The 18,457-nt window shown below is 63.6% G+C and carries 17 protein-coding genes; 8 read left to right on the forward strand and 9 right to left on the reverse strand.

Going from position 1 to position 18,457, the window contains the following annotated elements; all coding sequences use genetic code 11:
• Positions 1 to 76: 76 nt before the first annotated feature.
• Together LB552_RS23800 and LB552_RS23805 are read right to left on the reverse strand one after the other, a co-directional pair.
• On the reverse strand, positions 77 to 775 hold the full coding sequence (locus LB552_RS23800) for an RNA polymerase sigma factor (RefSeq protein ID WP_224610603.1): 699 nt from the start codon (positions 773 to 775) through the stop codon (positions 77 to 79).
• A gap of 143 nt (positions 776 to 918) precedes the next feature.
• The gene (locus LB552_RS23805; protein ID WP_224610605.1) at positions 919 to 2,091 is read right to left on the reverse strand and encodes a cystathionine beta-lyase; all 1,173 of its coding nucleotides are present in this window, start codon (positions 2,089 to 2,091) and stop codon (positions 919 to 921) included.
• 467 nt (positions 2,092 to 2,558) lie between these two features.
• Here LB552_RS23805 and LB552_RS23810 point away from each other — a divergent pair, with 467 nt between their 5' ends.
• The 5 genes from LB552_RS23810 (at position 2,559) to LB552_RS23830 (ending at position 7,659) form a co-directional block, all read left to right on the forward strand.
• Positions 2,559 to 3,587, forward strand: coding sequence for an amino acid ABC transporter substrate-binding protein (locus LB552_RS23810; RefSeq protein WP_140545460.1), 1,029 nt, complete (start codon positions 2,559 to 2,561; stop codon positions 3,585 to 3,587).
• A gap of 62 nt (positions 3,588 to 3,649) precedes the next feature.
• Complete coding sequence (locus LB552_RS23815; protein ID WP_224544663.1) at positions 3,650 to 4,837, forward strand: amino acid ABC transporter permease; 1,188 nt, start codon at positions 3,650 to 3,652, stop codon at positions 4,835 to 4,837.
• 4 nt (positions 4,838 to 4,841) lie between these two features.
• On the forward strand, positions 4,842 to 5,999 hold the full coding sequence (locus LB552_RS23820) for an amino acid ABC transporter permease (RefSeq protein ID WP_224544664.1): 1,158 nt from the start codon (positions 4,842 to 4,844) through the stop codon (positions 5,997 to 5,999).
• A gap of 68 nt (positions 6,000 to 6,067) precedes the next feature.
• A complete protein-coding gene (locus LB552_RS23825; RefSeq protein ID WP_176477089.1) occupies positions 6,068 to 6,817 on the forward strand; it encodes an amino acid ABC transporter ATP-binding protein in 750 nt (249 codons plus the stop codon).
• A gap of 173 nt (positions 6,818 to 6,990) precedes the next feature.
• Entirely contained in the window at positions 6,991 to 7,659 is a 669-nt protein-coding gene (locus LB552_RS23830; RefSeq protein WP_224610606.1) for a TIGR02117 family protein, read from the forward strand.
• A gap of 58 nt (positions 7,660 to 7,717) precedes the next feature.
• Here the strand turns inward: LB552_RS23830 and LB552_RS23835 are convergent, their stop codons facing one another.
• Positions 7,718 to 8,950 carry an FAD-dependent monooxygenase gene (locus LB552_RS23835; RefSeq protein WP_224610607.1) on the reverse strand — a complete coding sequence of 411 codons (1,233 nt, stop codon included), beginning with the start codon at positions 8,948 to 8,950 and terminating at the stop codon, positions 7,718 to 7,720.
• Between the two features lie 15 nt (positions 8,951 to 8,965).
• A complete protein-coding gene (locus tag LB552_RS23840) occupies positions 8,966 to 9,211 on the reverse strand; it encodes a zinc-finger domain-containing protein (protein WP_027169907.1) in 246 nt (81 codons plus the stop codon).
• Between the two features lie 252 nt (positions 9,212 to 9,463).
• Between LB552_RS23840 and LB552_RS23845 the strand changes: the two genes are divergently transcribed.
• Positions 9,464 to 11,659, forward strand: coding sequence for an RNA degradosome polyphosphate kinase (locus LB552_RS23845; protein WP_224610608.1), 2,196 nt, complete (start codon positions 9,464 to 9,466; stop codon positions 11,657 to 11,659).
• Positions 11,656 to 13,191 (forward strand): exopolyphosphatase, encoded by a 1,536-nt coding sequence (gene ppx, locus LB552_RS23850; RefSeq protein WP_224610609.1) that lies wholly within the window; start codon positions 11,656 to 11,658, stop codon positions 13,189 to 13,191. Before LB552_RS23845 ends, ppx begins: the two co-directional genes overlap by 4 nt.
• Before the next feature lie 24 nt (positions 13,192 to 13,215).
• Here ppx and LB552_RS23855 read toward each other — a convergent pair whose 3' ends face one another.
• The 4 genes from LB552_RS23855 to LB552_RS23870 form a co-directional block, all read right to left on the reverse strand.
• The gene (locus tag LB552_RS23855) at positions 13,216 to 13,638 is read right to left on the reverse strand and encodes a DoxX family protein (RefSeq protein ID WP_224610610.1); all 423 of its coding nucleotides are present in this window, start codon (positions 13,636 to 13,638) and stop codon (positions 13,216 to 13,218) included.
• 140 nt (positions 13,639 to 13,778) lie between these two features.
• Positions 13,779 to 14,195, reverse strand: a complete 417-nt coding sequence (locus LB552_RS23860) for a DoxX family protein (RefSeq protein ID WP_224610611.1) — start codon at positions 14,193 to 14,195, stop codon at positions 13,779 to 13,781.
• 333 nt (positions 14,196 to 14,528) lie between these two features.
• On the reverse strand, positions 14,529 to 15,926 hold the full coding sequence (gene fumC / locus LB552_RS23865; RefSeq protein ID WP_224610612.1) for a class II fumarate hydratase: 1,398 nt from the start codon (positions 15,924 to 15,926) through the stop codon (positions 14,529 to 14,531).
• A gap of 180 nt (positions 15,927 to 16,106) precedes the next feature.
• Entirely contained in the window at positions 16,107 to 16,589 is a 483-nt protein-coding gene (locus LB552_RS23870; RefSeq protein ID WP_224610613.1) for a cupin domain-containing protein, read from the reverse strand.
• 105 nt (positions 16,590 to 16,694) lie between these two features.
• Here LB552_RS23870 and LB552_RS23875 point away from each other — a divergent pair, with 105 nt between their 5' ends.
• The gene (locus LB552_RS23875) at positions 16,695 to 17,666 is read left to right on the forward strand and encodes a LysR family transcriptional regulator (protein WP_224610615.1); all 972 of its coding nucleotides are present in this window, start codon (positions 16,695 to 16,697) and stop codon (positions 17,664 to 17,666) included.
• A gap of 72 nt (positions 17,667 to 17,738) precedes the next feature.
• Here LB552_RS23875 and betI read toward each other — a convergent pair whose 3' ends face one another.
• On the reverse strand, positions 17,739 to 18,389 hold the full coding sequence (gene betI, locus LB552_RS23880; RefSeq protein WP_224610617.1) for a choline-responsive transcriptional repressor BetI: 651 nt from the start codon (positions 18,387 to 18,389) through the stop codon (positions 17,739 to 17,741).
• Between the last annotated feature and the right edge of the window lie 68 nt (positions 18,390 to 18,457).

The following is an 18,457-nucleotide window of genomic DNA, read 5'->3' on the forward strand; positions in this document are numbered from 1 at the left end:
ACGGCGCTGGCCTCGGGCTTCATTTGAGGTTGACGGTAGATTGGATGCCGGACGCGTCAAAACGTTCCCGGGAAAGTTAGACCTCGAAATCCAGCCTTTTCATCACCGCCTGCGTCAGCCGCTCGCAACGCCGGCCTGCAAAGGGGAAGGCGTCGAGCAGCACCGGACCGATCTCGTCGTCCAGTGCCTTTCGCACCAGCGTTCGCGCCCGGTGCAGCCTGGTCTTCACCGTCTCGGGCCTCACGCCGAGAAAATCGGCGGTTTCCTCGATGCTCAGGCCCTCGATGACGCGGGCGACGAAGACGGTGCGATAGACATCGGGAAGGCTGTCGGTCGCCCGTTCGACAAGCCTCAGAATCTGCCGCTGCGCCATCGTCCGCTCCGGATCGTCGCCTGGGTTCAAGTCGGTTGGATTCAAAGGAAACCGGATGATCTGCGCCTCCGGGTTCTCATGCATGGCCGCGACGCGCTTGCGCTTGCGCAGCCGGCCGAGCGCTTCGTTGATGACGATGCGCGACAGCCAGGTGGAGAGCGAAGCCTCGCCGCGAAAGCTGCTCAGACTTGCGAAGGCGTGCAAATAGGCCTCCTGCACGATGTCCTCGGCCTCCGCGTCGTTGCGCACCACGCCGCGCGCGATGCGGTAGAGTCGCTGGTTGTACGTCTTGATGATGGCACGGAACGCATTCGGATCGCGCGCAAGCGCCCGGCGAACCAATGCCATGTCGCCGGCTTCGGCCGTACCGACCTCAGCGGTTTCGATGGCGGGCTTTATCATCGCGCCCGATCTCCCGACAGATGTTGCATCCACGGTTGGATGCGCCTGCCGATAAAAGGTTCCCGAGCTGGTTGCACGGACCATGCTACCGCTTCGACCGGGGCTTGTCTGCCGCCGGTGCGGATTCCGTGCCGATCAGCCTGTCATCCGGGTGCGGCGGCCGCCGCGAGCCCGCGCAGAACGTCGGCCTTGAGATCTTCGACATCCTCCAGCCCGACCTGCAGCCGGATCAGCGGGCCGGCATATGAGCCTTTGGCAACCAAGCGGTCGCCGAGGAAGACCGGAACGGCGAGGCTTTCATAGCCGCCCCAGGAATAACCGAGGCCGAAGATCTTGAGCGCATCGAGAAAGGCGTGTTGGGCCTTCTGGCCGCCGCCGTTGAGCACGATCGAGAAGACTCCGCTCGAGCCGCAGAAATCGCGCCTCCAGAGCGCATGGTCGGGGTGGCTTTCCAGCGCCGGATGCAGCACCTGCGCGATGCCAGGCTGCTCCTCCAGCCAGCGCGCGATGTCGAGCGCGCTCTTGCGGTGATGCTCGAGCCGCAAGCCCATCGTGCGCAGGCCGCGCAGCACTTGGTAGATATCGTCGGGACCGGAACAGCAGCCCAGCGCGCAAAACCCATCATAAAGCTTCGTCCAGCAGGCGTCGTTGGCCGAAACCAGGCCGAGCAGAACGTCGGAATGACCGGCCGGATATTTCGTCGCCGCGTGGATCGAGATGTCGACGCCATGGTCCAGCGGCTTGAAATAGAGCGGCGTCGCCCAGGTGTTGTCCATCATCACGATGGCGTTCGCCGCATGTGCAGCCTTGGAGATCGCCGGGATGTCCTGCACCTCATAGGTGTTCGATGCCGGCGATTCGGTGAACACCACTTTTGTGTTTGGCTTGATTAGCGAAGCGATGTCGGCGCCGATGCGCGGCTCGTAATATTCGATCTCGACGCCGAGCCGCTTCAGCATCGTGTCGGCGAAGTGGCGCGTCGGGTGGTAGACGCTGTCGACGATCAACAGGTGATCGCCCGCGGCAAGGAAGGTGAGCAGCGGCACCGTCACCGCCGCCAGCCCGGAGGGCACGGCGATCGTGCCGGCCGAGCCTTCCAGCGCATCGACGGCGAGCGTCAGCGCGTCCATCGTCGGGGTGCCGCGGGTGCCGTAAGTGTATTTCTGGCTGCGCCCGGCCATCGAAGCGGCGTCGGGATAAAGCACCGTCGAGGCATGCACGACCGGCGGGTTGACGAAGCCGAAATAGTCACGCGGGTTGTTGCCGGAATGGGCAAGCAGCGTGTTGATGCCCATCTCGATGCCGTCTCTAGCCATGGTTCGTCGCCTATCGAATGATGTCAGGGGACCAGCCATAAAGCGGCGGCAAAGCCGGCGCAACCGCGCCCGGCCCGCCAAAAGCCGGTCTTCCGCTGGGCCAATCCAAAGGCGCACAAGCCCAGTAAAGCACCGCTAGTGCCGCAGCGGATTCTATCGCCGGACCACGGATTCGCGACGGCGCGACTTGACTGATTTGTTCGCACGGCCTGCCGGTTTCATGTGCTCTTGTCCGCAATTCAGGCATTTGCGCCAATTGCTTTTCAAACCTCCCTGGAATCGGTCATTTCCCTTGACCTCACAGGAATAATCGCCTTCGATGCGTTTCGTGAATGGGAGGCAGCGCATCGGCAACCGATGCGGGTCCCGGGAGTGGGCCTTGGAGTGGGAGCTGCATTCACAAACGAAAAAAGATCGAGCGTCGCCTGGCAATAGGGGCGCCTGTAACAGAAAAGGGTCTGTGGGTCATGAAACACATTGCAATCGGCATTCTTGGCGTCGCCGCGCTCGGGTTCATGGCGTCTGCCGCCTCGGCCGGCACGCTCGATACCGTGAAGCAGAAGGGCTTTATCCAGTGCGGCGTCTCGACCGGCCTCGCCGGCTTCTCGGCGCCGGACGACAAGGGCGACTGGAAGGGCATCGACGCGGACTTCTGTCGCGCCGTTGCGGCCGCTGTCTTCGGTGACGGCTCCAAAGTCAAGTTCACGCCGCTCAGCGCCAAGGAGCGTTTCACCGCCTTGCAGTCGGGCGAGATCGACATCCTGTCGCGCAACACCACCTGGACCAGCAACCGCGACAGCGCGCTCGGCCTCGATTTTGTCGGCATCACCTACTATGACGGCCAGGGCTTCATGATCAACGCCAAGAAGCTGCCCGGCGTGAACTCCGCGCTGCAGCTTTCGGGCGCCGCCGTGTGCGTGCAGAGCGGCACCACCACCGAGCTCAACCTCGCCGACTACTTCAAGAAGAACAAGATGGAGTACAACCCCGTCGTGTTCGAGAAGCTCGAAGAGGTCAACGCCGCCTATGACGCCGGCCGCTGCGATGCTTACACCACCGACCAGTCCGGCCTTTATGGTATCCGTCTGACGCTCTCCTCGCCGGCCGACCATGTCGTGCTGCCCGAGATCATCTCCAAGGAGCCGCTCGGCCCGGCCGTGCGCCAGGGCGATGACCAGTGGGCGCATATCGCGCGCTGGACGTATTTCGCGCTGCTCAACGCCGAGGAAGCCGGCATCACGCAGGCCAATGTCGATGAGATGAAGACGTCGACCGACCCGAACATCCAGCGCCTTCTCGGCACTGAACCGGACGGCAAGTATGGCGCCGATCTCGGCCTCTCCAACGACTTTGTCGTCAACATCGTCAAGGCTGTCGGCAACTACGGCGAAATGTTTGAGCGCAATGTCGGCTCGGGCAGCCCGCTCAAGATCGCGCGCGGCATCAACGCGCTGTGGACCAAGGGCGGCCTGCAATACGGCCCGCCGATCCGCTGATTGAAACGTGATCCGGGAGGCAGGTCGTCTGTCTCCCGGTTTCTCTTTCCAGAGGACGGTCCATGGCTTCGCAGGAAATCCTTCGCGAGGAGCCGAGTCGCGGCTCCTTCATCAATGACCCGAGAATACGCAGCCTGTTCTTTCAGACGCTGGTTGTGATCCTGCTGTTCAGTTCGATCTGGTGGATCGTCCACAACGTCATCGAAAACCTCCAGCGTCTGCACATCGCGTCGGGCTTCGGTTTCCTCAGGAGCAGGGCCGGTTTCGACATTTCCGACACGCCGATCGCCTATACGTCTGATTCGACCTATTTCCGCGCGCTGGTCGTCGGTTTGCTCAACACGATCATTGTCGCCGCCGCCGGCATCGTGCTTGCGACCATCGTGGGCTTCGCCATCGGCATCGGCCGCCTGTCGCAGAACTGGCTGATCCGCAAGATCTGCACGGTCTATGTCGAGATCTTCCGCAACATCCCGCCGCTTCTGGTCATCTTCTTCTGGTATTCCGGCGTGCTGGCCGTGCTGCCGCCGCCGCGCGAGAGCATCCACCTGCCTTTCGGCTCGTTCCTCAACCAGCGCGGCTTCTATTTTCCGCGCGCCGTTTGGGGCGATGGCTCCTGGCTGATCGGCGTCGCACTGCTGCTCGCCATTGCAATGGTCTGGTTCGTCGCCCACAGGGCGCGACAGCGGCAGAAGGCGACGGGCCAGCAATTTCCGGTCTTCTGGACATCGGTCGCGCTTATCGTCGGCCTGCCGGTGCTGGCCTTCCTGCTCGGCGGCATGCCGCTCACCTTCGATTTTCCGAAGCAGTCGACCTTCAACCTGACCGGTGGCTTCTGGGTCAAACCGGAATTCCTGTCGCTCTTGCTGGCGCTCTCCTTCTACACGGCGGCCTTCATCGCCGAGATCGTGCGCGCCGGCATCAGGGGCGTCAACAAAGGGCAGAGCGAAGCGGCGGCGGCGCTCGGCCTCCGCTCCGGTCCGATCCTGCGGCTGGTGGTCATCCCGCAGGCGATGCGCATAGTCATCCCGCCGCTCACCAGCCAGTATCTCAACCTGACCAAGAACTCCTCGCTGGCGATCGCTATCGGCTATCCGGACCTTACCGCCACCGCCGGCACGGTGCTCAATCAGACCGGGCAGGCGGTGGAGGGCGTTTTCATCATGATGATCGCCTATCTGGTGCTGAGCCTGGTGACGTCCTTTGTCATGAATATCGTCAATGCCAGAATGGCGCTGGTGGAGAGGTAGGGCCATGCAGGAACATGACATGTCCTGGGTGCGCACCGAGATGGCGCTTGCCCAGCCGGCCCCGCCTACCGAACGCGGCGCCTATGCCTGGGTGCGCAAGAACCTGGTCGGTTCGGTCGGCGACACCGTCCTCACAATCCTCGGCATCGCCATCGTGCTTTGGATCCTGCCGCAGGTCATCAGCTGGGCCTTCCTCAATGCCCAGTGGACCGGGCCGGATCGCACCGTCTGCACCACCGTCACGCAAGGCGGCATCCAGCCCGACGGCTGGACCGGTGCCTGCTGGGCTTTCGTCAACGCCAAGTTCGGCCAGTTCATGTTCGGCACCTATCCGATCGAGGAGCGCTGGCGGCCTATCCTGGTCGCCATCCTGTTCGTGGCGCTGTTGGTGCCGATGCTGATCCCGCGCGTGCCGCGCAAGGGATTGAATGCGGTGCTGTTGTTCGTAGCGCTGCCGATCGTCGCCTTCTTCCTGCTGCTTGGCGGCGTGTTCGGCCTGCCGGTGGTCGAGACCTCGCGCTGGGGCGGGCTTCTCGTGACGCTCAGCCTCTCCTTCGTCGGCATTGCGGTGTCGCTGCCTTTGGGCATCGTGCTGGCGCTCGGGCGCCGTTCGAAGATGCCGATCATCAAATGGCTTTGTATCGTCTTCATCGAGACGGTGCGCGGCATTCCGCTGATCACGGTGCTGTTCTTCGCCAGCGTCATGCTGCCGCTGTTCCTGCCCGCGGGCGTTACTTTCGACAAGTATCTGCGTGCGTTGATCGGTGTGTCGCTGTTTGCCGCCGCCTATATGGCCGAAGTGATTCGCGGCGGCTTGCAGGCGATCCCGAAGGGCCAGTATGAGGGCGCCGATTCGCTCGGCCTCGGCTACTGGCAGAAGATGAGCCTGATCGTGCTGCCGCAGGCGCTGAAGCTGGTCATTCCGGGCATCGTCAACACCTTCATAGGCATGTTCAAGGACACCAGCCTGGTCCTGATCATCTCGATGTTCGACTTGCTCGGCGTGGTGAAGCAGAATTTCGCCGATGCCAACTGGGCAACCCCGCAGACCGCGAGATCCGGCCTGATCTTTGCCGCCTTCGTTTTCTGGCTGTTCTGCTTCGGCATGTCGCGCTATTCAATGTACACCGAACGCCGGCTCGACACCGGTTATAAACGATAAAAAGGGAACAGGTTATGGCCACCGAAAACGCCGTCAGCGCGGAAGAAATCAAGGTCAACGCCGCCAAGATGCACATCTCCACCACCGATGTCGCCATCGACATCGTCGGCATGCACAAATGGTATGGCGAGTTCCATGTGCTGAAGGACATCAACCTCAAGGTGATGCGTGGCGAGCGCATCGTCATCTGCGGTCCGTCCGGCTCCGGCAAGTCGACCATGATCCGCTGCATCAACCGGCTGGAGGAGCACCAGAAGGGCAAGATCATCGTCGACGGCAAGGAACTCACCAACGATCTGAAGAAGATCGACGAGGTGCGCCGCGAGGTCGGCATGGTGTTCCAGCATTTCAACCTGTTCCCACATCTGACCATCCTGGAGAACTGCACGCTGGCGCCGATCTGGGTGCGCAAGATGCCGAAGAAGCAGGCCGAGGAAATCGCCATGCATTTCCTTAAGCGCGTCAAGATACCGGAACAGGCCAACAAATATCCGGGCCAGCTCTCCGGCGGGCAGCAGCAGCGCGTTGCGATCGCGCGCTCGCTGTGCATGAATCCGCGCATCATGCTGTTCGACGAGCCGACCTCGGCGCTCGACCCGGAAATGATCAAGGAAGTGCTGGAGACGATGGTGGGGCTGGCGGAAGAGGGCATGACCATGCTTTGCGTCACCCACGAGATGGGCTTTGCCCGCAAGGTGGCCAACCGCGTAATCTTCATGGATCAGGGCCAGATCGTCGAGCAGAACACGCCGGCCGAATTCTTCGACCATCCGCGCCATGAACGCACAAAGCTTTTCCTGTCGCAGATCCTGCACTGAGCGGGCGCGATCGCTAGATTTTAGGAAGCCCGGCTGGAAACAGCCGGGCTTTTTTTGCATTCGGGCGATCGGACAAGGATCGGCTCATTTTTGGTTGACGCTGCGAAATCGTCTAGCCTGATCGTCCAGGTTATCCTGGGGTTGACGCAGACGAGACGGAACGACCGCACCCGATGAGACGAGTCCTGCGATATATGGTGATGCTGTTGGGAGCGGCGGTGCTTGCCGCCGCGCTCGGCACGCTGGTGCCGCGTCCGCTCTGGCCGGCGGCACGGGCCGAAGGCGAAGGGACGCGGCACATATTGGTGTTGAAGAACCCGATCCACACCGACATCGCCGTGCCCCTCGATGACGGCGTGCGCCGGCGCTTTGCCTTTCTCGCCGATACCGGCCTGCCGATCGAGGCTCCGGGGGCGCGCTACATCGTCTTCGGCTGGGGCGGCCGCGCCTTCTATCTGGAGACGCCGACCTGGTCGCAATTGAAGACCATGCCGGTGCTGAAGGCGCTTACGCTCGACGCCGCGGTGATGCATGTCGATGTCGCGGGCGCTATCCTTGAGCCGCATCCGGATGTCGCCGGCTTTGACGTCGATGGGGAACATTTCTCGGCGCTGCTCGACTATATCGCGGCAGGCTTCCGGCAGGGGCCTGGCGGACTGATACCGATCGAAAATGCGGGCTATTCAACTTACGACCGTTTCTACGAGGCCAACGGCCACTTCAACGCGCTGGTCGGCTGCAACACCTGGACGGCGGCGGCATTGCGCACTGCCGGCATCCGGACAGGTTTGTGGAACCCGCTGCCGATGTCATTGGGTTGGTCGCTGAGCCTGTATAATTAGAAGCGCCTCATTCCTTGGCCTCCCTCTGTCCTGCCTGTCTATCTGGCCGTCGGGCGCGCTACCGCCTCACTACCTTCCGCTCTTCCCAGCCATAGAGCCAGTCCAGGTCCGCCGCGAGCTTGTCCGCCGGCCGCGCCGCCAGCACCAAGTTGCGCGCGATCGCCACCGGTCCCCAGGCGTGCCAGGCCAGCCGATTGAGAGCGCCGCGTTTCAGCACCTTTTCGACGCGCGGGCGTCTGAAATTTTCCCAGATGGCAAGGCCCTGAGCTGGATCGCCGGGGAAGTCGGCAACGAGATTGGCGAGCATCGAGGCATCCTCGATCGCCATGGCCGCGCCCTGCGCCGCGAACGGCGTCATGGCGTGCGCGGCATCGCCGATCAGTGCCACTCCCTCCGACATGGTCCAGCGCCGCTGCGCGACCGTGTGGATGGGGAAGGCCGTCCACGGCCCGGCCAGCGCCGCCAGCTTCGCCAGCGTTGCCGCCGTGCCCCGCATCGCTGCCGAAAGTACGGCGGGATCCGCATGCCCGGACCAGCCTTCGGCGATGCGCTCGCCCCTGGTGAAGGCTGCCAGATTGAAGGCGCTGCCCTTGCTCACCGGATAGGCGACCATGTGGAAGCCGGGACGCAGGAAGGTGGTGACGCAGTCGGCAGCGCCGATTTGCATAAAGGCCTGGCCGGCGGCGCTTTCCGCCGTGACCGTCGCGCGCCAGGCGAGCTCGCCCGAAAAGCGGCTTGCCGCAAAGCCGGCCGTCCGGGCAAGCTGAGCGCGAACCGACGACCAGACGCCGTCGGCTGCAACCAGCAAACCGCATGCGACATCCGTCGCCTTGCCGTCGATCTCGACCGTCGCGGTAACGCTTTGCGGGTCGACGGCAAAGCCGGTAACGCGCGCACCGGTGACAAGCGCGATACCGGGCCGTTTCGCCACTGCCGCCATCAGCGCCGCCTGCAGGTCGGCGCGGTGCGCCGCGAGATAGGGCGCCCCCCAGCGCTTTTCTGCGGTTTCCCCAAGCGGCACGCGCGCCAGCTCTCGCAGGCTCCTTGCGTCCTTCAGCACCACCGCTCGCGGCCGGATCGCGTTGGGCAGCAGGCGATCGAGCACGCTGAGCCGCCGCAGGATCCGGGTCGCGTTGGGGGAAAGCTGGAGGCCGGCGCCGGCCGCTTCGAGTTGCCTGGCCTGCTCGAACAGTGTTACCGGGAAGCCACGCTCGGCAAAGGCAAGCGCCGCCACGAGCCCGGCAATGCCAGCCCCAGCGATGACGATCTGCCGGGACCTTATTTCAGTCATGGTCGATCGGGACGATCAGGCGGCCTGGTCGACATAGAGGCAGCCGGCCGGCTGCGTTTCCGTCGCCTTCAGCGACGGTGAATAGCGGTAGAGCGTCGAGCAGTAGGGGCAGACCTTTTCATTGTCGTCGCCCATGTCGAGGAACACATGCGGATGGTCGAAGGGTGGGTTGGCGCCGGTGCACATGAATTCTTTGACGCCGATCTCGATGACCGGATGGCCCGCGTCGTTCTGGAAATGGGGAATGCTGCCGCCTGCCATCGTCGTCTCCAATTGGGTTCGGCCAGTGGGTGTGACCAGTTTGCATCTGGAGCATAACAGGCCAGTTTGCAAGATCGATGAAATCAAACTGTCGCAAAAGGCTGGCAGAGGATAAGTTGAGCCGGTTAAGCGCATGGGGCCGGTGTCGGAGCGATTCCGTGACGATCATGCGTCATAAAGACATGCTAGAGCGTCGTTGAACGGCAGTATGCGGCGCCTCCTCGGAACGGTTGCGGGCAAGAGCGGGAAACCATGAACGAACTGAAGCCTGTGCAGAGCGAGTTCATCACCGTCGAGGCGGCAAGCCCCGACGGCGGCAATCCCGATCGTTTCGTCAACCGCGAATTCTCCTGGCTGCAATTCAACCGCCGCGTGCTGGAGGAATCGCTGAACGAGCATCATCCGCTGCTTGAACGCGTCCGCTTCCTGTCGATTTCTGCCGCCAATCTCGACGAGTTCTTCATGGTCCGCGTCGCCGGCCTTGCCGGCCAGGTTCGCGAGGGCATCGCGCTGAAGAGCCCGGACGGCCGCACGCCCGAACAGCAGCTGGAACAATTGCTGCGGGAGGTCGAGCGCCTTCAGGAAGATCAGCAGAAGAGCCTCTCGGCGCTGATGACGCTGCTCAACAAGGAAGGCATCGAGAGCATCACCCGCGACGCGCTGACCAAGGATGAGAAGGCCTGGCTGGAGGAGCATTTCCAGGAACAGGTTTTCCCGGTGCTGACGCCGCTGTCGATCGACCCGGCGCATCCGTTTCCGTTCATCCCCAATCTCGGCTTTTCCATCGCCCTGCAATTGCGCCATCGCAAGAATGGCGAGGAGATGAGCGCGCTGCTGCGCCTGCCGGTGGCGCTCAGGCGTTTCATCCGCCTGCCCGACCGCAAGAACCATGTCCGCTTCATTCCGCTGGAGGAAGTGGTCGGCATCTATATCGGCAAGCTTTTCCCCGGCTACGAGGTCAAGGGCTCCGGCACGTTCCGCATCATCCGCGACAGCGACATCGAGGTCGAGGAAGAGTCGGAAGACCTGGTGCGCCTGTTCGAAACGGCGCTGAAGCGGCGCCGTCGCGGCTCGGTGATCCGCATCGAATTCGACACGCTGATGCCGGCTGCGTTGCGGGACTTCGTCGCCGGCGAGCTCGGCGTGTCGTCGAGCCGAATCAGCGTGCTCACCGGCCCGCTGGCGCTCAACCAGATCTCCGAGATTGTCGCCATTCCGCGCGACGACCTCAAATTCACCCCCTACAATCCGCGCTTTCCCGAGCGCATCCGCGAGCATGGCGGCGACTGCTTCGCCGCCATCCGCGAGAAGGACATCGTCGTCCATCACCCCTACGAGTCCTTCGACGTGGTGGTGCAGTTCCTGCGCCAGGCCGCCGCCGACCCGGAAGTGGTGGCGATCAAGCAGACGCTCTACCGTACCTCTAACGACAGCCCGATCGTGCGCGCGCTGATCGACGCCGCCGAGGCCGGCAAGTCGGTCACGGCACTTGTCGAGCTCAAGGCGCGCTTCGACGAGGAAGCCAACATCCGCTGGGCGCGCGACCTCGAGCGCGCCGGCGTCCAGGTCGTGTTCGGCTTCCTGGAGCTGAAGACCCACGCCAAGATGTCTTTGATCGTGCGCCGCGAGGATGGCCGGCTGCGCAACTACGTGCATCTCGGCACCGGCAACTACCACCCGGTTACCGCCCGTATCTACACCGACCTGTCCTTCTTCACCACCGACCCGACGATCGCGCGCGATGTCGCGCAACTCTTCAATTTCATCACCGGCTATGCCGAGCCCGCCGAGGAGATGCGCCTTGCCGTATCGCCCTTCACGCTGCGCAAGCGCATCCTGAAACACATCTTGGACGAGATCATTCATGCCCGCGACGGCCGACCGGCCCGCATCTGGATGAAGATGAACGCGCTGGTCGATCCGACCGTCATCGACGCGCTTTACGACGCCAGCCGCGCCGGCGTCGAGGTCGACCTCGTCGTGCGCGGCATCTGTTGTCTGCGGCCGCAGGTGCCGGGTCTTTCCGAGAACATCAGGGTGAAATCGATCGTCGGCCGCTTTCTCGAGCACAGCCGCATCTTCTGCTTCGGCAACGGCCACGGCCTGCCGTCCGACGAGGCGGTCGTCTACATCTCGTCCGCCGACATGATGCCGCGCAATCTCGACCGCCGTGTCGAGACCCTGGTGCCGATCACCAATCCAACTGTGCATGAACAGGTGCTTGGCCAGATCATGCTGGGCAACATCATGGACAACCAGCAAAGTTTCGACGTATTGGCTGACGGCACCTCCCGGCGCGCTGTGCTGGAGGAGGGCGAGGAGCCGTTCAACGCGCAGGAATATTTCATGACCAATCCGAGCCTCTCCGGGCGGGGCGACGCGCTGAAATCGCATGCGCCCAAGCGCATTGCCCAGTTCAAGCGCCGCAAGAAGAACAGCGCCGCGTGACTGCAGTTTCCCAGGGCCGGCTTCAGGACCGGCGGCCGCTGTCGATCATCGACATCGGATCGAACTCGATCCGCCTTGTCGTCTATGAGGGGTTGGCGCGCTCGCCCACGCTCCTGTTCAATGAGAAGATGCTGGCGGGCCTCGGCCGCGGCATCGTTTCGACGGGCAAGCTCGACCCGGAGGCGGTGACGCGCTCGATGGAGGAATTCCGCCGGTTCCGCGCGCTGTCGGACCAGGCGGGCGCTGAACATATGTATGTGCTAGCTACCGCCGCGGCGCGCGAAGCTGGCAACGGCCCCGATTTCATCCACCGTGCCGAGGAGGTGCTGAAGACCGAGATCCGCGTGCTCACCGGCCGTCAGGAGGCCTATTATTCGGCGCTCGGCGTCATTTCCGGGTTCCATCCGGCCAACGGCATCGCCGGCGATCTTGGCGGCGGCAGCCTTGAGCTGATCGACATCAATGGCGAAGCGATGGGCGACGGCATCACGTTGCCGCTCGGCGGCCTGCGCCTGCAGGATATGGCGAAGAACTCGCTCGTGCAGGCCCAAAAGATCGCGCGCCAGGAACTGGCGCGGGCGAAGCTTCTGAAGGGCGGGCAGGGCAGGGTTTTCTACGCAGTCGGCGGCACCTGGCGAAACCTTGCCCGGCTGCATATGGAGATGAACAACTACCCGCTCGGCGTCATGCATCACTACGAGATATCGGCCGACAGCGCGCAGACTTTCCTCAAGCAGGTCGCCCGCAGCGAGGTCGAGAAGGTGAGGGGCATCGAGGGCGTTTCCAAGAACCGCCGCTCGCTCTTGCCCTACGGTGCCGTCGTGCTGCAGGAGATCATGTCGGCCATGCAGCCGTCGAAGATCGTCGTCTCGGCGCAGGGCGTGCGCGAGGGCTTCCTCTATTCGCTGCTCGACGCCGCCGAGCAGAAGGCCGACCCGCTGATCTCGGCCGCCGAGGAACTGGCGCTATTGCGCTCGCGCTCGGTGCATCACGCGCACGACCTGGTCGAATGGACCGGCAAGGCGTTCAAGGCCTTCGGCATTGATGAGACGGAAGACGAGGCACGCTACCGCCATGCCGCCTGCCTGCTTGCCGATATCGGCTGGCGCGCGCATCCGGAATATCGCGGCCGGCAGTCGCTCAACATCATCGCGCATGCCTCCTTCACCGGCGTCGACCATCCGGGCCGCGCCTATCTGGCTCTGGCCAACGCCTATCGCCATGACGGCGTCTTCAACGACGGCATCGCACCCGAGATCAAGGCGCTGGCGCCGCCGCGCCTTCTGGAACGCGCCCGCACGCTGGCGGCCATGATGCGCGTCGTCTATCTGCTGACGGCGGCTATGCCGGGCGTGATGCCGAGGCTGAAATGGGAGAGCCGCGGCAACGAAGCGCTGGCGCTGGTGCTGCCGTCCTCGCTCGCCGACCTCTATGGCGAGCGTCCTGCCGGCCGGCTGGCACAGCTCGCGCGCATCACCAACCGGCGCCTGGTGCTGGCGGTCGAGGGCGGACCAAGTGTGTCGGTGAAATAGGCATGTCAGTGAAATAGGGCCGGCTCAGGTCACTTCGGCACCGAGGCCGAAACCGCGCCCGTCCGCCGACCATGCGCCGGCGCCAGCCATGGCGAGCGCCAGGAAGCCGCCGGCAACGGCGATGTCCTTCATCAGCATCTGCTGGTGCAGGAAGGCGAGGGTCGCATCGTCGGCGCCCTGGCCGTAGTGACCGATGAAGCCGGCGACTACGCTAAAGGCGGCAAGCAGCAGCGCCACGATCCGCGTCTGGAAGCCGACCAGGATCAGCAATCCGGCGATCAGCTCGAACAGGCCGGTGCCCCAGGCTGCAAGAGTCGGAAGCGGCAGGCCGAGGCCGGCGAAATAGCTGGTCGTGCCGGCGATGTTGGTGAGCGCCTGGAAACCGGAGGGCACGAACAACGCGGCGAGCAGGAGCCGCGAGACGAGAAGCAATGCGTTGCGGAGCATTGGTCATCTCCCTTGCCGGCATCAGGCCGGCTGCCGGCGCAGTCTACGCCTACAACCGGAAAACGAAAAAGCGATGCGGAAAATTCCGCACCGCTTTCGTTTCAGTTTGGGAGGATTGCTTCAGTATGGGAGGAAAAAGATCAGCCGCGCTTGGCGTCGATCGAATAGGCGCCGGCGCCCGAGGAGGCGAGCAGTATGAAGCCGCCGGTGATGGCGAGGTTCTTGAGGAACTGGATCATTTGCATCTGGTCGGCCCAGCCGGTGTGCGCGACCAGCCCGGTGGCGATCGTGAAGATGGCGAGCACCCAGGCGGCGATCCGGGTCTGGAAGCCGACGAGAATGGCAAGGCCGCCAAGCAGCTCGATCAGGCCGACCAGGACGGCGGTTACGGTTGGCATCGGCAGGCCGAGAGCGCCGAAATAGCCGGCAGTACCGGAAATCGCGGTGAGCTTGCCGAAGCCGGAAAGCAGGAAGATGACGGCGAGCAGAATGCGGCCCAGGAGGATCGTGGTGGAGCTGTTGGACGCGGTGCCGGCGACGGAAGAGTTGATGGACATGGCGGTTCTCCGAACGGGGTTGAATAGTCCGTCAGGTAGACGACCGTTACTGTTCACCAAAGCCGCCTATGTGACGACACATTGTTCACAGAATATATATTCCGATATCGGCAGCAGCGCGCGAAAAACCTGTCGGCAGGTTGCGCCGGGGGAGTAAATTGTTCTGCCACCAAATGGCTCTGCTACCGAGTCGGTGGTTTGGGCAGCGGCAGTCGCGGGCTTTCGGATATTCGCCGACACGTTAAATGCTTCGTCATTCTCGGGCGTAGCATGAGCGAAGCTCCGTCGCGGAGACCCTGGAATGACGACGTGGGCTTTCCCCGATGGCGAAAACTATCCCGGATGCGTCATGTCCTCCGGCCGCACCAGCCGATCGTAATCGGCTTCGCTGACCAGCCCGGTGGCCAAGGCCTCCTCGCGCAAGGTCGTGCCGTTCTTGTGCGCGGTCTTGGCGATCTTGGCGGCGTTGTCGTAGCCGATGGTCGGCGCTAGCGCCGTCACCAGCATCAGCGAGCGCTCGAGCGCGGCCTTGATGTTGTCCTCGCGCGCCTCGATGCCGACCACGCAATTGTCGGTGAAGGAGACGGAAGCATCGGCCAGCAGCTGCACCGACTGCAGGAAATTGTAAGCCATCAGCGGGTTGTAGACGTTGAGCTCGAAATGGCCCTGGCTGCCGGCGAAGGCAAGTGCTGCATTGTTGCCGAACACCTGCACGCAGACCTGCGTCAGCGCCTCGCACTGGGTCGGGTTGACCTTGCCCGGCATGATCGAGGAGCCCGGCTCGTTTTCCGGCAGCGAGAGCTCGCCGAGACCCGACCGCGGGCCGGAGCCGAGCAGGCGGATGTCGTTGGCGATCTTGAACAGCGCCGCGGCCGCCGCGTTGATGGCACCATGCGAGAACACCATGGAATCATGCGCCGCCAGCGCCTCGAACTTGTTCGGGGCAGTGACGAAGGCGATGCCGGTGATGGCGGCGATACGGTCCGCCACCTTTTCCGCGAAGCCGACCGGCGCGTTGAGGCCCGTGCCGACGGCGGTGCCGCCCTGCGCCAGCTCCTGCAAACCGGGCAGCGTCAGCTCGATGCGCTTGATCGAGGAGGCGACCTGCGCGGCATAGCCGGAAAATTCCTGGCCGAGGGTCAGCGGCGTGGCGTCCTGGGTATGGGTGCGGCCGATTTTGATGATATGGTTGAAGGCGCGGGCCTTGGCGCCGAGCGCCTTGTGCAAATGGTGCAGTGCTGGGACCAAGTGGTGCGCGACCCGCTCGGCGCAGGCGATATGCATGGCCGTCGGATAGGTGTCGTTGGACGACTGGCTCATATTGACGTGGTCGTTCGGATGCACCGGCTTCTTCGAGCCCATTACCCCGCCGAGCATCTCGATCGCCCGGTTGGAGATCACCTCGTTGGCATTCATGTTGGACTGCGTGCCCGAGCCCGTCTGCCAAACCACCAGCGGGAAATGATCGTTAAGCTTGCCGTCGATCACTTCCTGCGCCGCCTCGACGATCGCTTTGCCGATGACCGGATCGAGCCGTTTCATCTCCATGTTCACTTCGGCCGCGGCGCGCTTGACGATGCCGAGCGCGCGCACGATCGAAGCCGGTTGCTTCTCCCAGCCGATCTTGAAATTGCCCAGCGAACGCTGCGCCTGCGCGCCCCAATAGCGGTCGGCCGCCACCTCTATGGGGCCGAACGTATCGGTTTCGGTTCTGGTCTTTTCAGCGCTCACGGCAAGTCTCCGTCTGTCGATTTGGGCAAGGGCGTATCGCGTTGCACAAACCGCTTCAAGCGGAGATTGCGGTCGGGGAAGATGCAAATCGGTTGAAGAGAGGCCTCTTCTTCTCGCTCTGGGCGAGACGGCGGTGACGGCCAATCTCCCCCTTCTTATGGGGAGATGCCCGGCGGGAGATCAGCGCTTCAGCGGCGGCCCGACAATATCGATGCCGTTCTCGGCGCACAGGCTCGTCAACACCTCAATCATCTCCGGCGTCGGCGCTGCCGCCGGCGGCAGTTCGGCTCGCTCCGCAGGGCGACTAGCCTTGCGCACCATCGTCTCGAAATCCGAACCGCGCGCGACGGTGAGCGTATGGGCGCCTTCGAGAGACTCGACCTTATAAGTGTGCGGCAGGCCTTTCGGAGCGAGCACCGTTTCGCCGGCGCCGGCAAGCCGCTCGCGGCCGTCGACGACAAAACGTATCCGGCCTTCGAGGATGTGAAACACCTCGTCCTCATTGCGGTGCACGTGCAGCGGCGCGGAATCGCCGTAGGGCTGGCGGTGCTCGATGATGCAGATGCCGTCCTCGCCGTCGGCCGACGAAAGCTGGATGGCAACGAGCGTGTTGTTGAACCAGAGGAGTTCCTTGCCTGCGATCGTCGTGTTGATCATTGTCATCATTGCTCTCCCTTGTTGAGTGCCGACAAAGCGGCTTCCACGGCGACCTAAGCAAGGATGAGCCGGTGATGGAAATCGAATGATCGTATGGGGCGGATTGATGCGATGAATTTGAACGCGCTCGACTTCAATCTGGTGAGGGTGCTCGACGCGCTGCTGCGCGAGAAGAGCGTGACGCGCGCCGGCGAGCAGATCGGCCTCAGCCAGCCGGCTGTTAGCGCCGCGCTCAACCGCCTGCGCCATGCGCTCAACGACCAGCTCTTCGTGCGCCGCGGCAACGACATGGTGCCGACGCCTCGCGCCGAAAGCCTGGCGGAGCCGGTGCGTGCAGCGCTGCGCGAGATCGAGCGCGCCTTTCAGCCGGCGACCGATTTCGATCCGGCAAGGCTGGAACGGACCTTCACCTTCATGGGCGCGGATTTCTTCTCAATGCTTCTTATGCCGCCCTTCGCCGCGCGCATTGCGGCGGTGGCGCCCGGCGTATCGTTCCGTTTCCTCGACAGCGCCATCGGCGACGTCTCGAAGCTGTTGCAGGACGATCGGATCGACCTTGCGCTGGAGCGCCCGCTGGAGGTCGCGGAGTGGGTCTCAAGCGTGGCGCTGTTCGGCTCGCCCTTCGCCATTGTCGCGGCGAAGGACAATGCGGCGCTCGGCCAGGCCGGCATCGCCGAGGGCGAAGAGGTGCCACTCGACCTGTTCTGCGCGCTGCCGCATGCGCTGCGCTCCATCGATGGATCAATGTCGGGCTTCACCGACGATGCGCTGGGCAGGATGGGCCGGGCGCGTCGCGTCATGCTTGCTTTGCCGCACTTCCAGGCCGTCGCGCTGGCCGTGGCGAACGGGCCTTATCTGGCCGCGGTTCCAACGCAGTTCGCGGTAGCGGCGGCAAAATCCCTGCCGATCGGCATCTATCGGGCGCCGATCCCGATACCATCGCCGGCGGTCAGGATGTACTGGCACGCCCGCCGCGATGATGAACCACCGCATCGCTGGATCCGCGAGCAGATACTCGATGAGGTGGGAACGCTCGGCTTCAAGGACTGGGACGGCACCGCAAGTGCTCTCCCGGGGGTATAGCCGCCGTTGGAGCGGGAGTGCAGCGCTGAGCAACGCGGACGGTCAAGCGCGGGAGCGATCGTCGGTATGAACTTATCCGGCTGAGGCTAGCTCGACCGGCGCGGGCTGGCGCAGGCCCAGCCGGCCCGCGACGAAATCCTTGACCTGGCGCACGGCCTGTTCGCGCGTGACGCTGCCCGGCTGCAGGCCAAGCCTGAGCCACAGTCCGTCGATCAAAGCGGTGACGCCGAGCACGATTTCTTCGGCCAGTTCGGGCGCAGCGAGGCCACGCAGGCCGGACAAGAGGTTCGAGCGCATGCGCGCGTGGATGACTTTCTGGATGCGCGCCAGCTTCTCGTCGCGCGGTACCTCGGCGCAGAGCGACAGCCATGCGTGGCAAAGCGGCGGCAGGAACAAATGCTCCTCGAAATTGCCCTCGATCACGGCGTCCAGCCGTTCCATCGGCGTTCGCGCCCGCTGAAGCCGGGCGACGACGGCGTCACAGAGCACGGCGTTCGCCTCGCGCATGGCGTGCTCGAAAAGCTCCTGCTTGTTGCGGAAATAATGCAGCACGATGCCCTTCGAGGCGCCGGCCTGGGCCGCGACCTTTTCCAGCGTCGCGCCAGCGATGCCTTCGCGCTCCAGCACCGCGAAGGCCGCCTGCCGCAGTTCCTTGCGGCGAATGTCGCTGAGACGCGTGAGTTTCACCGGACCGATCCATGCATGGCGAATCCACGTTGACATTTTCGCCCGTCCAGATCAATGATTGACCAATGGGACAATAAAATGACCACAAGGTCAAAAAGGATTGA

The organism is Mesorhizobium sp. CA7 (genome assembly GCF_020165015.1).
Lineage (GTDB): Bacteria > Pseudomonadota > Alphaproteobacteria > Rhizobiales > Rhizobiaceae > Mesorhizobium.